Origin of the sequence: Streptomyces sp. NBC_00286 (assembly GCF_036173125.1) — a bacterium.
Taxonomy (GTDB): Bacteria; Actinomycetota; Actinomycetes; order Streptomycetales; family Streptomycetaceae; genus Streptomyces.
The window spans coordinates 6,902,823-6,917,834 of the sequence record NZ_CP108054.1; the positions used below are offsets into that span (position 1 = coordinate 6,902,823).

General features: G+C 70.2%; 10 protein-coding genes and 2 tRNA genes. 10 read left to right on the forward strand and 2 right to left on the reverse strand.

Going from position 1 to position 15,012, the window contains the following annotated elements; all coding sequences use genetic code 11:
• The first annotated feature begins 15 nt into the window (after positions 1-15).
• The 4 genes from OHT21_RS31380 to OHT21_RS31395 all read left to right on the forward strand — a co-directional run bounded on the left by OHT21_RS31380 (position 16) and on the right by OHT21_RS31395 (position 940).
• Positions 16-88: transfer RNA gene (locus OHT21_RS31380), tRNA-Ala, on the forward strand.
• Between the two features lie 281 nt (positions 89-369).
• The gene (locus OHT21_RS31385) at positions 370-543 is read left to right on the forward strand and encodes a hypothetical protein (RefSeq protein ID WP_328771635.1); all 174 of its coding nucleotides are present in this window, start codon (positions 370-372) and stop codon (positions 541-543) included.
• 3 nt (positions 544-546) lie between these two features.
• On the forward strand, positions 547-780 hold the full coding sequence (locus tag OHT21_RS31390; protein ID WP_328771636.1) for a hypothetical protein: 234 nt from the start codon (positions 547-549) through the stop codon (positions 778-780).
• 87 nt (positions 781-867) lie between these two features.
• Positions 868-940: transfer RNA gene (locus tag OHT21_RS31395), tRNA-Ala, on the forward strand.
• Positions 941-1,031: 91 nt separating this feature from the next.
• Here OHT21_RS31395 and OHT21_RS31400 read toward each other — a convergent pair.
• Both OHT21_RS31400 and OHT21_RS31405 read right to left on the reverse strand, forming a co-directional pair.
• Positions 1,032-2,657: an NADH-ubiquinone oxidoreductase-F iron-sulfur binding region domain-containing protein gene (locus OHT21_RS31400; RefSeq protein ID WP_328771637.1), complete on the reverse strand. Its 1,626-nt coding sequence runs from the start codon at positions 2,655-2,657 to the stop codon at positions 1,032-1,034.
• Positions 2,654-3,958 carry a ferric reductase-like transmembrane domain-containing protein gene (locus OHT21_RS31405; RefSeq protein ID WP_328771638.1) on the reverse strand — a complete coding sequence of 435 codons (1,305 nt, stop codon included), beginning with the start codon at positions 3,956-3,958 and terminating at the stop codon, positions 2,654-2,656. Before OHT21_RS31405 ends, OHT21_RS31400 begins: the two co-directional genes overlap by 4 nt.
• Before the next feature lie 594 nt (positions 3,959-4,552).
• Between OHT21_RS31405 and leuS the strand changes: the two genes are divergently transcribed.
• The 6 genes from leuS to OHT21_RS31435 all read left to right on the forward strand — a co-directional run bounded on the left by leuS (position 4,553) and on the right by OHT21_RS31435 (position 14,988).
• The gene (leuS, locus tag OHT21_RS31410; RefSeq protein WP_328771639.1) at positions 4,553-7,429 is read left to right on the forward strand and encodes a leucine--tRNA ligase; all 2,877 of its coding nucleotides are present in this window, start codon (positions 4,553-4,555) and stop codon (positions 7,427-7,429) included.
• A gap of 198 nt (positions 7,430-7,627) precedes the next feature.
• Positions 7,628-8,410, forward strand: a complete 783-nt coding sequence (locus OHT21_RS31415) for a hypothetical protein (protein ID WP_328771640.1) — start codon at positions 7,628-7,630, stop codon at positions 8,408-8,410.
• Positions 8,411-8,503: 93 nt separating this feature from the next.
• Positions 8,504-9,349, forward strand: coding sequence for a DegV family protein (locus OHT21_RS31420; RefSeq protein WP_328771641.1), 846 nt, complete (start codon positions 8,504-8,506; stop codon positions 9,347-9,349).
• 260 nt (positions 9,350-9,609) lie between these two features.
• A complete protein-coding gene (locus OHT21_RS31425) occupies positions 9,610-10,698 on the forward strand; it encodes a ComEA family DNA-binding protein (RefSeq protein WP_328771642.1) in 1,089 nt (362 codons plus the stop codon).
• 170 nt (positions 10,699-10,868) lie between these two features.
• On the forward strand, positions 10,869-13,826 hold the full coding sequence (locus OHT21_RS31430; RefSeq protein WP_328774293.1) for a ComEC/Rec2 family competence protein: 2,958 nt from the start codon (positions 10,869-10,871) through the stop codon (positions 13,824-13,826).
• Between the two features lie 289 nt (positions 13,827-14,115).
• Positions 14,116-14,988, forward strand: coding sequence for an arylamine N-acetyltransferase family protein (locus tag OHT21_RS31435; RefSeq protein ID WP_328771643.1), 873 nt, complete (start codon positions 14,116-14,118; stop codon positions 14,986-14,988).
• The last annotated feature ends 24 nt before the right edge of the window (positions 14,989-15,012 follow it).

The following is a 15,012-nucleotide window of genomic DNA, read 5'->3' on the forward strand; positions in this document are numbered from 1 at the left end:
GGCGGGTGAACGCGAGGGGCTATAGCTCAGTTGGTAGAGCACCTGCATGGCATGCAGGGGGTCAGGAGTTCAAATCTCCTTAGCTCCACACAGAACACAGGCGCTACGGCGTGAGGATCCCGTTCCCCACAGGGGGAGCGGGATTTTTCGTGCCGATCGGCACACTCTTCTTGAATCGCTTGAGTCACTTGGGCCTGGGAGGCGTATACCTCTTGGGAGGCGCCCCTCGTTGTACGTTCGCGCTGGCCGTGACGGGTATCGCGGCCGCCGTGTCCGGACTGGTACGCAGGCGTCGCTGACCGTATTGGTCCGGCCGTGGCAGAATCAAACGGCCGGAAGGGGGCGCGGCCCGACGGGAGGGAGTTGGCGATGCCTGCGAGCATCCTCGGGGAGGTCGACGACCATCCCGACGCTGAGGTGACACGCGACCGGATCACCCGCCTCGACTGCCCTTCCTGCGGATCGGCCCACGTCGCCCAAGTTCTCGGCGACAACGGCGGGATCTCCTACGTGTGCACGGCCTGCGGCCACATTTGGAGCTGAGCGATGGGTGCACACAGGCGGAAGTGCGATTGGTGCGGCAGTGGTACGCCCATCGTCCGCGACATGGAACCGCTCAACCACGACTACCAGTACTGGTGCGAGGAATGCGCGCGGGCGCTGATCATAAAAGGCGACCCGATCGAGACGTACCGAGAGCTGGAGGGTGAGCCGATCTACGGTCGCCTCCTCGACGAGCACTGCACACTCAAACGGTTCTATTCGTTCGCCACGTCCTGACCCGGGGCACCCGTAAACGATTTGGTGGTGCACCGGGAGGACCGTGTAATGTTGGCGTCGCCGCCGGGTCAACCAGCGGACACGCAAGGGGCTATAGCTCAGTTGGTAGAGCACCTGCATGGCATGCAGGGGGTCAGGAGTTCAAATCTCCTTAGCTCCACAGCAGATGAAGAGAGTCATACAGAGGGCGGGCCATCCGATCGGATGGCCCGCCCTCTGTATGTACTGCCTCGTGCGTCGTTACGTCGCGTTCAGCGGCCGCTGCCGAGCGCGCGGCGGCCGCGGCCCTGGCCGCGCTGCGACAGGACGGGCAGGTTGTTGCGGGCGGGGCCGCCGGAGTTGTCCTCCTCGATGCGCAGCGCGAGCGCCGGGCAGCGGCGTACGGCGCGCATGGCCTTCTGCTCGGCGTAGCGCGGCACCTGGGCCTGGGCGACGGTCGGGAACCCGTCGGCGCCCAGCTCGAAGACCTCCGGGAGGATGTCGGCGCACAGGCCGTGCCCCCGGCACAGCGTCCAGTCGACGTAGATCTTCTGCCGGCTGGGACCCGACTCCAACTGCCCCTGGCCGCCCGGGATACCGGTCGGGGCCCCGCCGCCCTCGAAGAGCGGCAGCACGCCCTCCACGGGCCTGCCGCAGCCGTTGCCGAGGACGTGCGCGGCCAGGTCGTCGGTGAACGCCTTGAGCGTCGACTCGAGGAACATCGCGGAGCCGTCCGGGTGCGAGCACGCACCGCGTCGCTTCACGGCGTGGGCGACCTGCTTGACCGCTTCCAGGGCGGCTGGGCCGCCGCCGTTGAGGATGTCCTCCATGCCGCGTGCCGCGGCCGGCAGACCGAGATAGCAGGGACCGCACTGTCCCGCGCTCTCCTCGGCCAGCCACTGCGCCACGCGCAGCGACTCGCCCAGAGGGCACGTCTCCTGGCTGATCGGGAGGATCGCGCCCGCGCCGAGCGAACCGCCCACCGCCGCGAGGGAGTCACGCGAGACGATCGCCTCGTTGACCGTGGCCGCGTCGATCCACTTGCCGTGGTAGCCGCCGGTCAGCACGCCCTGCGGGACCGGCGGGGCGCCGGCGAGCTGGAGGACGTACCGCAGCGGCACCCCGGTCGGCATCTCGATCACCATGGGGCGGGCGACGGCGCCGGAGACGGTGACCATGACGGTGCCGGGCTCGTCGTACAGGCCGGTGTTGCCGTAGCGCTCGGAGCCGATGCGTGCGGCGATCGCCAGCTGCGCGAACGTCTCGGCGTTGGACAGCAGCGTGGGAGCACCGCCGACGCCGCTCTGCGAGGCGCTGATCTTGCGGCCCGGCGGGATCGCGGGGCCGCCGTCGATGGAGCGGATCAGCGAGGCGGCGGCGCCGGTCACCATCCGTACCGGGTTGCGCTGCACTCGGGCCCGGAGGACCGAGCCGCGCCGGTTGTTCAGGCCCCGCTCGGCGAGCGCGGACTCCATGGAGCGCTGGGTGGACTCCCGGGTGACACCGACCACGAGGGTGCGGGCACCGAGTGCCTCCGCGACCAGCAGGGCGCCGTCCAGGATGAGGTGCGGAGCACGGTTGATCAGCACCGTGTCCTTGCGGCAGGCCGGCTCGTCCTCACTGCCGTTGACGACGACCACGGGCCTCACGCCGCGCTTGATCGCCGACTCGGCGACCGAACGCAGCTTCTTGTGGAAGGGGAAGCCCGCGCCGCCGCGGCCCTTCAGGGATATCCGCTCGGCGAGTTGTGCGAGCTGTTCTCCGCCCATCGGCTCGAGCGGACCGTGCACCTTGAGGTGCATGTCCAGGTCGAGTCTTTCGACCAGGTCGAAACCCGAGGTGAGCTGGGGAAGTCCAACCACACGGACCTCGGGGACATCAGGCAGAGCGGCGTTCACCAAGAGCCTCCGGAAGGCGCGTTCCAGGGTTCGCCGGAGCTGGGTGCGTCGAACGCACCGGGCAGCGTTTCAGTGGCGGGACCGCTGTCGTACGTGTCATTCGTGTTGTACGTGCCAAGGGGGTCGTTCGACTCACCGGTGTCGTAGAAATCATTGGATCCGTACGGCGAGGGGGTGTCGGGAGTCACGTAGGGCATGTTGCCCGTGTCGTAGAGCGGGCTGTTGTACGGGGCCGGCACCTCCGAGGGCGGCGGCGGGGCCTCGTACAGCTGCGGGGACGGAGCCGGCCAGCGGGGGGCGTTGTCGTCGACGGGCGGGATCACCTCCGTGGGCTGCATGTCCGTCGGGAGGCCCTGCATGCGCTGGGTCGGGTCGGGCTGGGCGATGGGGGCCTGGATGCGCGGGATGCTGCCGGTGTTGGACACGGCCCGGTAGGCGGCGGAGAAGCCGCCGGTGTCGGTGAGCGGGTTGGACCCGGTGTCTGTGAGCGCTGCGCGCTGACCGGTGTCGTACAGCGAGGCGCCTGCCCCGGTGTCCGTGAGGGCGGCGCGCTGGCCGGTGTCGTACAGCGAGGCGCCCGACGGGGAACCCGTCCGCTGCCGCGGGACCTTCCCCTCCGGGAAGCCCGGACGGGAACCGGCGCCCTGCAGCCGGGACTCGGCGGCGGTACGGCGCCCGGGGGGCTCCGCGCGTAGCGTGCCGCTGTTGTTGCCGATCACTTCCCGGATGCGCTGGGCGACCCGGCGCCTGAACGGCGGCGGAGAGGCCCGCAGAGCCAGCGCCGCGCCGACCGCCGCCAGGCTCAGGCAGTACAGGATCACGAAGACCGGCTTGGCCTCGCGGCCGGTGAACAGGCCGTGGATCAGCGCGAAGCACCAGGCCGGGTAGGCCAGGCTGTGCATCATGCGCCAGCGGGACGCGACGGGTGCCGAGGTCGCGAAGCGATTGCGCAGGATGCCGGTGATGGCCACGAAGATCATCATCAGGCTGGCCAGGGTGCCCAGGCCGATGAAGAGGGCCCTGCCCAGCATCTCGTCGTCCGAGCCGACGAGTCCGAACGGGATGATCGCGGCGATCCACGAGGTGTGGCTCAGCGCGAGCTTGGTCCCGATGTGCACCAACATGAACACGACCGCGGAGACCGCGGTGATCCGGTGCACCGCCTGCGCCAGCATCCGCTGGCGGGCGTCAAGGAAGATCCTGTCCTGGGCGACGAGTCCCCAGATCACCGAGGCGCTGAGGCAGACGAGGGACAGGACGCCCGTACCGAAGTTGAGGAACTCCGCGAACGCGTCATCCATCGTGCTGTTCAACTCGCACCCGGGGCAGTCCGCCGCCAAGGGTTGGCTGTCTGAGATCACGACATACCTCCCAACATCGCGACGAAGGATATGAGCGACAACGCACCCGCGGTGAATCCACCGCGGGTTGAGCAGCCCGGTCGGGGAACCGGGCTGTTGCTGCGTCGAGTGTTCATGGGGGGTGTCTCCCAAACAGTTCGGGGAAGCGGTCCCGCTGCCGCACTCTAGGCCGAGTACATACCGAGGGGTACGAGGTTTGAGTTATTGCGCCGTTATCTAAGGGTCCTGAGGGGGCTGTGATGTCCCTTAGATTCCCTTACGCGGAGTAACCCTTGACCTTTGTTCAGCTTTTGGTGCCGCAACAAGAGTGTGGCACGCCGTGTCATGTGCCCCTGAAATCTCCGTCGCGGCCCACTCGACGGCTGCGGTACCCTGACGCCATGCGTGCCGTACGCCTTCTGCTTAGCGAGCCGCGCTGACCAGTCCCGGCCACCGACGATTCCGTGGCCGGAATCAGCGCGGCGTCCCCTCCTGTGCGAGGGGCTTTTTCATTTCCGCACGCTGGCAGAGACGATCGATGGAGCTTTGAGGATCATGAGCGAGACGAACCCCGCCGCTGCCTCCGAGGTGGTGGCGCCGCACCGCTACACGGCCGCCATGGCCAACGAGATCGAGGCACGCTGGCAGGACTTCTGGGAGGCGAACGCCACTTACGCGGCGCCCAACCCCACCGGCGACCTGGCCACTGACCCCGCCCTGGTGGCCAGGCCCAAGAAGTTCATCATGGACATGTTCCCGTACCCCTCCGGTGCCGGCCTGCACGTCGGCCACCCCCTGGGCTACATCGCCACCGATGTGTTCGCCCGGTACCAGCGCATGAGCGGCCACAACGTCCTGCACACCCTGGGCTTCGACGCCTTCGGCCTGCCCGCCGAGCAGTACGCCGTGCAGACCGGCACACACCCGCGCGTGTCCACCGAAGCCAACATGAAGAACATGCAGGTGCAGCTGCGCCGGCTGGGCCTGGGCCACGACAACCGCCGCTCGTTCGCGACGATCGACCCGGACTACTACAAGTGGACCCAGTGGATCTTCCTGCAGATCTTCAACTCCTGGTACGACGACGAGGCGAAGAAGGCCCGCCCGATCACCGAGCTGGTCGCCCAGTTCGACAGCGGTGAGCGGGCGGTACCCGGTGGGCGTTCCTGGAATGAGCTGGCGGCCGCCGAGCGCGCCGACGTCCTGAGCGGCTTCCGCCTGGCGTACGCCTCCGACGCGCCCGTCAACTGGTGCCCCGGCCTGGGCACAGTGCTGGCGAACGAGGAGGTGACCGCGGACGGCCGCTCCGAGCGCGGCAACTTCCCCGTGTTCAAGGCCAAGCTGCGCCAGTGGAACATGCGCATCACCGCGTACGCCGACCGGCTGCTGGACGACCTGGAGCAGCTGGACTGGCCCGAGGCCATCAAGCTGCAGCAGCGCAACTGGATCGGCCGCTCCGAGGGCGCCCGCGTCGACTTCCCGATCGACGGCGAGAACATCACTGTCTTCACCACGCGCCAGGACACCCTGTTCGGCGCGACCTACATGGTGCTGGCGCCCGAGCATCCGCTGGTCGAGAAGTTCACACCCCAGGAATGGCCCGAGGGCACGCATGAGGTGTGGACGGGCGGCCACGCGACCCCCGCCGAGGCCGTCGCCGCCTACCGCGCGCAGGCCGCCTCGAAGTCGGATGTCGAGCGTCAGGCCGAGGCCAAGGACAAAACCGGCGTCTTCATGGGCGCGTACGCGACCAACCCGGTCAACGGCGAGCAGATCCCGGTCTTCATCGCCGACTACGTGCTGATGGGCTACGGCACCGGCGCGATCATGGCCGTCCCGGCGCACGACACACGGGACTTCGCGTTCGCGCGCGCCTTCGAGCTGCCGATCCGCTGCGTCGTCGAACCAACTGATGACCGGGGCACCGACACCTCGACCTGGGACGACGCCTTCGTGTCGTACGACGCGAAGATCGTCAACTCCTCCGGTGCCGACATCTCCCTGGACGGCCTGGGCGTCGCCGACGCCAAGGCCCGTATCACCGAGTGGCTGGAGCGCGAGGGTATCGGCGAGGGCACCGTCAACTTCCGGCTGCGCGACTGGCTGTTCAGCCGCCAGCGCTACTGGGGCGAGCCCTTCCCGATCGTCTACGACGAGGAAGGCATCGCCCACCCGCTGCCCGAGTCGATGCTGCCCCTGGAGCTGCCGGAGGTCGAGGACTACTCGCCGCGCACCTTCGACCCGGACGACGCGAACACCGAGCCGGAGACCCCGCTGTCCCGCAACCAGGACTGGGTGAACGTCACCCTGGACCTGGGCGACGGCCGCGGCCCGCGCACGTACCGCCGTGAGACCAACACCATGCCCAACTGGGCCGGTTCCTGCTGGTACGAGCTGCGCTACTTGGACCCGCACAACTCCGAGAAGCTGGTCGACCCGGAGAACGAGCGCTACTGGATGGGCCCGCGCCAGGGCATGCCGCACGGCGGCGTCGACCTGTACGTGGGCGGCCAGGAGCATGCCGTTCTGCACCTGCTGTACGCGCGCTTCTGGTCCAAGGTCCTGTACGACCTGGGGCACGTCTCGTCGGCCGAGCCGTTCCACAAGCTGTACAACCAGGGCATGATCCAGGCCTTCGTCTACCGCGACAGCCGAGGCATCGCGGTGCCCGCCGCCGAGGTGGAGGAGCGCGACGGCGCGTTCTACTACCAGGGCGAGAAGGTCACCAAGCTGCTGGGCAAGATGGGCAAGTCCCTGAAGAACGCGGTCACTCCGGACGAGATCTGCGACGAGTACGGGGCGGATACGCTGCGCCTGTACGAGATGGCGATGGGCCCCCTGGATGTGTCGCGGCCGTGGGACACGCGCGCGGTGGTGGGCCAGTTCCGGCTGCTGCAGCGGCTGTGGCGCAACGTCGTGGATGAGGCGAGCGGTGATGTGACGGTGGTGGACGCGGAGCCCGACGAGGACACGCTGCGTGCCCTGCACAAGGCCATCGACGGCGTACGCCAGGACCTGGAGGGCCTGCGCTTCAACACCGCCATCGCCAAGGTCACCGAGCTGAACAACCACCTGACCAAGGCGGGAGGCCCGGTGTCGCGGTCCGTCGCCGAGCCCCTGGTGCTGCTGGTCGCGCCGCTGGCCCCGCACATCGCGGAGGAGTTGTGGCGCAAGCTGGGGCACACCGACTCGGTCGTCCACCAGGACTTCCCCGTCGCCGACCCGGCGTACGTCGTGGACGAGACCGTGACCTGCGTCGTGCAGGTCAAGGGCAAGGTCAAGGCGCGCCTGGAGGTGTCCCCGTCGATCTCCGAGGAGGAACTGGAGAAGGCGGCGCTGGGTGACGACAAGGTCGTGGCGGCGCTGGACGGCGCGGGGATCCGCAAGGTGATCGTGCGGGCGCCGAAGCTGGTGAACATCGTTCCCGCGTAACAGGCGTCGGGGTAGTCCCCTACGGGCAGGTTGGGGGTTCCGCTGGAACCTCCGGCCTGCCTTTTCCGTTTACCGTGGAAGAGCCGGCGGGCACTGGAACAGGACTGAGCAGATCTAGAAGACCGCGAAGGCCGAGCAGATCTAGAAGACCGAGTAGACCGAGAAGACCGAGAAGCAGGACCCGAGAGGAACGACGTCGTGGAAGCCGTGGCAGCAATCGTGGCGCTGATCTTCGTGTTGTTCGTGGTCCTCGGGGTGTATGCGACGGTCAAGGCGGTCGGTGCCGCCAAGCGCGGAGTGGACCGCACCGTCGCGCAGGCCCGCCGCACGGTCGAGGACTCCACACTCAAGGCGAAGACCCTCGCGCAGCCGGGAGCGTTCGGCGAGCTGGCCCAACTGCGGCTCTCCTTGCGCACGTCGATGCGCGCGACCCAGGACGCCCTGCACGCGGGCGTGGCCGAGGACGAGTCGCTGAAGGAGTCCCTGGCCCTCTTCCAGCGACTCAGCGCGCACGGCCATGAACTGGACGCCGACATGAAGCGACTGGAGCGCGAGCCGAACAGAGCCCGCCTCGTCGAGCAGCTGCCTCAGCTGCGGGAGCGTACGGAGCAGATCACGAAGTCGGCCGACGCCCTGCGGTGGGCGGCGCGTGACCGGGCCCGGCGGTTCGCGGGCGATGACCTGGACTCACTGAGCCAGCAGATCGACATGGAGGCGGGCGCGCTGCGGCACTGGACGAAGGAGCCGACGCCGGCTCAGCCGCCGCCCCCGTGGCCGGAGGCACCGGCCGCCCCGGGCGACCAGCAGACCTGGCCGGACACGGCTCCGTCGCGCACCGCCGAGGAGGAGCCCACGCCCACCGCCGCGAAGGAACCCACCGCCGAGAAGGAGCCCACGCCCACCCAGCCCGCCATCGCACCGCCGGCAGCGCGGCCCACGTACCCCTGGGAGAAGAAGCCCCGCCCGGAGAGCACGACTTGATCCGGGAACGCGACGCGATTCGGCCGAATCGGCAGCGGCAGGCGCGATCTGCCGGGCTGCCGCCCGGGCGTTCCTGCGGGTAATCTCCAGCTCATGTCCCGCCATGTCGCTATCGTCACCGATTCAACGGCCTACCTGCCGCCGCGGACGATGGAGCGCCACGGCATCACAGCGGTGCCCCTGACCGTGGTTCTCGGCGACCAGGCACTCGAAGAGGGCACCGAGATCTCGGCCCGCTCACTCGCCCAGGCACTCCAGAAGCGACGCCCCGTCACCACGTCCCGGCCCAGCCCCGCGGTCTTCGCCGAGACCTACCGCAAGGTGGCCGAGTCGGGCGCCACCGGCATCATCTCGCTGCATCTGTCCGCCGAGCTCTCGGGTACGTACGACGCGGCGGTCCTCGCCTCGCGCGAAGCCCCGGTGCCCGTACGGGTCGTGGACACGGGCATGGTCGCCATGGCCCTCGGCTTCTGTGCCCTGGCCGCGGCCGAGTCCGCGGAGGCGGACGGCACGATCGACGAGGCGGTGACCGCGGCGGAGAAGCGGGCCGCCGGCACGTCCGCGTACTTCTACGTCGACACCCTCGACTATCTGCGCCGGGGCGGCCGGATCGGGGCGGCACAGGCCCTGTTCGGGTCCGCGCTGGCCGTGAAACCGCTGCTGGAGCTCAACGGCGGCCGTATCGAACTGCTGGAGAAGGTCCGCACCGCGTCGAAGGCGATCGCCCGCCTCGAGGAGATCGCGGCTGACCGGGCCGGAAGCGCACAGGTCGACATCGCGGTCCATCATCTCGCCGCGCACGAACGGGCGTCGGCGCTCGCGGAGCGGCTGCGGGCCCGGGTGCCGGGCCTGGCAGATCTGCATGTGAGCGAGGTCGGGGCGGCCATCGGGGCGCATACGGGGCCCGGGTTGTTGGGGGCTGTGGTCTCGCCTCGGTGAGCTTTCACGGGGGTTGGTGAGGTATCCCACTGTGATGTATCTCGCAAAATGTGTGGGTTATGTGGGGAAGCCGTGTGCTGCGTGCGTGGGTGCCCCGGCGGGCGCTCCGTCAGAGGCTGTGTGGGGAGTCCTGTCGGGCGCCCTGTCGGACGCCCGTCAGGCTCCTCGTGTGGGTGACGGAGTTATCCACAACTGGGTGGTAATCCACGGGAATTGAGCAAGATCATCGCGAGAGTGCCGGTGTGCTCGATTCTCATCGCATGGCACTTCGATCACCTTCACGGACAACGACCGCTACCAGTGGCCCGGGCCGCGGCCCCGTTTCCGACGGCCGCGTCCGGCACCGCCGCCGCCCTTACCGAGGCAGGGCGCGCCGACATCAGGCCTCGGCGGAGGCGCTTCGCCTGCGCGCGGAGGCGATCTTCGCTGAACGGGCAGCAGAACGGCGGGGGTTGGGGCATTGGCCGCCTGACGCCGGTCCGAGGACGCGTGTGCCCCCTCGCGAACGGGCAGTTGGCGGCGATGCGGTGGGGGCAGGCGGCGCCGAGATGGTCGGCAACGAGGCCGGGGTGGAAGCCGCGGCCAGGTCTGAAGCCGTGTGGCGGGAGCGGGTTGGGCTTGCCGTGCGGGAGCGGATGCCGCTGTGGCTCCAGTCGAGGTGCGGCCTGGAGCGGAAGAGTGTGATCGCGCTCTCGGTGTTGCTGGTGGTGGCCGCCGTCTTCGCCGTTCAGCACTTCTGGTCGGGCCGTACCCAGCCGGTGCGTCCGCCAGAGGTGGTACGGGAGGCACCCTCGGCTCCGTACGAGGAAGCGGCGGTGGCACCCGGGTCCTCAACAGCCGCGCGGGACCCCGTCGGTGCGCCGGGCACGGCGGTCGTGGTGGACGTCATCGGCAAGGTGCGCGAACCGGGTATCCACCGGCTGCCGGCCGGCTCCCGGGTCGCCGACGCGCTGCGGGCCGCAGGAGGAGTGCGCCCGGGCGCGGACACCGTGGGGCTGAACCGCGCGCGGCTTCTTGTGGACGGCGAGCAGGTGGTAGTTGGGGCTCCACCCGGCGGGATGGCAGCGGGCGCGACCGGCGGCACAGGCGGTGCCGGTGCCGCCGGCTCCGCTGGTGCCGCGGGCGCTGTCGGTCCCGGAGGAGCCGCAGCTCCGGCCGCTCCGGTCGCCCTCAACACGGCCACTCTGGAGCAGCTCGACACCTTGCCGGGCGTCGGCCCTGTGCTGGCCCAGCACATCATCGATTACCGCACACAGCACGGAGGTTTCCGCTCGGTCGACGAACTCCGGGAAGTGAACGGAATCGGTGATCGTCGTTTCGCCGATTTGCAGAATCTCGTACGGCCATGAATGCGCCGGAGGTTTATCCGCTCGGCTTCGCTGTGGAGGGCCCCGCCGTTCGCGGCCCCGGGGCGCCCGGCCCCAGGGCGGCCGGCTCCGGTGTGCCCAGCGCTGGTGTGCCCGGCTCTGCCGAGCCCGGTCCCGGTGCGCCCAACTCTGGCGGGCGCGACCGCCCGGCCGTGCACGCCGCCTCTGGGAACCCGCTTGGTTCCTCGCGTCCTCGCCAAGAAGGGCCCACTGACCTGCGGTTGGTGCCGCCCGCATTGGCGGCGTGGGCGACGGCGGCACTGACGCTGGGCGCGTCACCGGGCTGGACCATCGGGGTGGTGGCCGTCTGTCTGATCGTGGCGGGAGGGTTGCTGGTCACCGGCCGAAATCGTGAGCGCGTCGTGTCGCACCGCGACCGTAGCGAGGCGGACCGCATGCGCGGCGAACCGGACCGTAGCCACAGCGGATCGGGCCGCATGCGTGCCGGGCCGGAACGCAGCCACGGTGAACTAGGCCGCGGGAGCGGTGGCTCGGACGGCGGCAGGGGCGAGCGGGACTGGGACCGCGTCGATCCGGAACGCGGGTACGCCGAGCCGCACCGCAGCCACGGTGAACCAGGCCGCTGGAGAGGTGAATCGGACCGCGGCAGGGGTGACCTGGACCGGGGCAGGGGCGACTCGGACCGCCGCCGCGCCCAGCCGGGCCGCAACCGCGCCGCTCCGGAGCGCGGCCACGGCGAATCGGACTGCAGCCGGGCCAAGCCGGAGCGCAGTCACAGTGAGCCGGTACGCAACCGCGCCGAGCAGGACCGTAACCGCGCCGCTCCGGAGGCCCATCGCGCGCGCCGCCTCCTCCTGTGGCGTACCTGGCCGAAGGCCTCCGTAGCCGCTGTGCTGCTCTGTGTGGCGGCAGCGGCTGCCTCCGGTGGGCTGCATGGGGCGGACCTGCGCCGTGGCCCCGTCCCGGAGTTGGCACGCCAGTACACCGAGGTCACCGCCGACGTCGAGGTCACCTCGGACCCTCGGCTCACCCGGCCTCGGATCAGGGGAGCCCACGCCGCCCCGACCGCCGTACTGCTCAACGCCGAGGTCCGCCGCATCGAGCAGCCGGACGGGACGGTGACGGCGACACGGACACCGGTTCTGGTGATCGTGACGGTGGGGTCGGGCTCCGGCGACGGCGCCGTGGCGGGGCCGGACTCCGGGAAGGCGCAACGCTCGCCCTGGCTCTCCCTTCTGCCCTCCACGGAGGTGCGCGTGGCGGCGCGGGTTGTGCCCGAGTTGGGGGACGGTGGTCGGGTCGCGGCCGTGTTGCGGGTGCAGGGGAGTGGGCCGCCGCGGGTGGTGGGGGAGCCGTCGGGGGCGCAGCGGTTCGCGGGGGAGTTGCGCGCCGGGTTGCGTGCGGCGACCGAGGGGCTGGAGCCCGATGCACGGGCCCTGTTGCCGGGACTGGTGGTGGGGGACACCTCGCGGATCCCGCCGGAGCTGGACGAGGCGTTCAAGGCGACTGATCTCACTCACCTGCTGGCCGTCAGCGGCGCCAACTTCACGATCCTGCTCGCCCTGCTCATCGGACCACCGGGCCTTGCGCAGCGCGCCGAACGCCGAGGCCTCGCCCCCAGACTCGGCATCCCGCTGCGGGCGACCGCCGTACTCGGTGGCGCGCTCTCACTCGGCTTCGTCATCGTGTGCCGGCCGGACCCGAGTGTGTTGCGGGCCGCGGCCTGCGGATCGATCGCATTGCTGGCCATCGCCACCGGCCGCCGCAGGTCCCTGATTCCGGCGCTGGCCACGGCGGTCCTGCTCCTGGTGCTGTACGACCCCTGGCTGTCCAGGAGTTACGGCTTCCTGCTCTCCGTACTCGCGACCGGTGCCCTGCTCACCCTGGCCCCGAGGTGGAGTGCAGCGCTCCAGAGGCGGCGGGTTCCGCCGCGGCTCGCCGAGGCGCTGGCCGCGGCGGGCGCGGCGCAGGCCGTGTGCGCGCCCGTTGTCGTCGTCCTCTCGGCTCGGGTGAGCCTGGTGGCGGTGCCATGCAATCTGCTCGCGGAGTTCGCGGTCGCGCCCGCCACGGTGCTGGGCTTCATGACGCTGGCCACGGCCTTGTGGGCGATGCCGGTCGCCAAGGCGCTGGCGTGGTGCGCGAGTTGGCCCGCGGGCTGGATCGCGGACATCGCCCGCACCGGAGCCGCCGTGCCCGGCGCGGGCGTGGACTGGCCGGACAGCTGGGCAGGCGCGCTGCTGCTCGCCTGCGTAACCGTGGTGCTCGTACTCGTCGGCCGGAGACTCTTGTGGCACCCCTGGCTGAGCGCTGCCTGCGGTCTGCTACTCCTGCTGGTACTGGTGCAGCCGGCGCCCCTCACACGGGTGATCACGGGGTGGCCGCCACCTGGCTGGCGGTTCGCGATGTGCGACGTGGGACAGGGCGATGCGATGGTGCTCGCGGCAGGAGACGGCGCCGGTGTGGTGGTCGACGCGGGACCCGATCCGGTGCTCGTCGACCGGTGCCTGCGCACGCTCGGCATCACCCGGATCCCCCTCGTCGTGCTCACTCACTTCCACGCGGACCATGTCGCGGGGCTGGCGGGCGTGCTGCGTGGTCGTTCGGTGGGCGCGATCGAAACGACGGACTTCGAAGAGCCGCTGGACCAGGCGGAGTTCGTGCACCGGCAGGCGGCGGCCCGGCGTATCCCGGTCACCCGCGCGGTAGCGGGCGAGCGGCGGCGTACGGGCGCGCTCGACTGGCGGGTGCTGTGGCCGCCGCCCCGCCCGGCCCCGACTCCCGAGGGCCCGAACGACTCGAGTGTGGCCCTGTTCGTACGGTCGGCCGGGCTGACCCTGCTCCTGCTCGGCGACCTCGAACCCCCCGCCCAGCAGGCGCTGTTGAGATCCCCGGCCGGAGCCGCGCTGGGTGGCGTGGACGTACTCAAGGTCGCCCATCACGGCTCGGCCTACCAGGACCCCGAGCTCATACGCCGGGCAGCGCCACGCCTCGCACTCATCTCAGCCGGCGCGGACAACCCGTACGGCCACCCGGCCCCGAGCACGGTGGCGGCACTGCGTGCCGGGGGCGCCACGGTACTGAGCACGGACGAGCACGGGGCGATGGCTGTCGCGGGAGAGAGGGACCGCCTGTGGGTGGCGGGAGCCTGAAGCTCCTGGAGCCGGAGGTCCACGAGCCACGAGCCACGAGCAGGGAGCAGGGAGCCAGGAGCCGAGGGCCGGAGACCGGAGGCCGGAAGGCCAGGTCCCGGAGACCGGCTCCCGGAGACCGGCTCCCGGAGACCGGCTCCCGGAGACCGGCTCCCGGAGACCGGCTCCCGGAGACCGGCTCCCGGAGACCGGCTCCCGGAGACCGGCTCCCGGAGACCGGTTCCCGGAGTGCGGCTCCCGGACACCGGGCGGCCAGATCCCGGAGCGTGACGTCCGCGAAACTGGAGCCATGGAATCCGTACAGGCAGACGCATATCTCCAGCGGATCGGGGCTGACCGACCGGCGCTGCCCACCGCTGACGCTCTCCGGGAACTGCACCTGCGGCATCTGCTGGCCGTGCCGTTCGAGAATCTGTCGATCCATCTGGGAGAGGAGATCGTGCTGGAGGAGAAACGGCTCTTGGACAAGCTGGTGGGGGCCCGGCGGGGCGGCTTCTGTTACGAGCTGAACGGGGCGTTCGGGGCGCTGCTCGCGGAACTGGGCTTCGAGGTGACGCTCCTCGCGGCACGGGTGTACGGGGAGGAGGGGCGGCTGGGCATTCCCTTCGACCATCTCGCGCTGCGGGTGCGGACGTCGGACGGGGGTGACTGGCTGGTCGATGTCGGCTTCGGGGCGAACAGCCACTATCCGCTGGCCTTCCGGGAGCGGGGCGAACAGGCGGATCCGGGCGGCACGTTCCAGTTGGTGGAGGCCGGGGCGGATCCGGCCGGAGTGCGAGGAGGCGCCGTGGGCTCCGCGGGCGCCAGGGACCTGGACCTGGACCTGGATCTGGCCTTGGAGCTGGACCTGGACGTCCTGCGGGACGGTACACCTCAGTACCGACTGGAGCTGCGGCCACGGGCGCTCGAGGACTGCGTGAGCGGTGCCTGGTGGCACAGCACCTCGCCGGTGTCGCACTTCACGCGATCCCTCGTCTGTTCGCGGCTCACCGACGACGGTGGCCGAATCACGCTCAGCGGACGGAAGCTCACGATCACTGCCGCCGATGGGACGAAGGAGGTATCGGATCTGGCCACGGACGAGGAGGTGTTGGAGGCGTACCGGGAGCGATTCGGAATCGTGCTGGAGCGCGTTCCGACGCTAGGGGGAGCGTATTCCTGACGGAAGAAACATAAGCGGAACGGC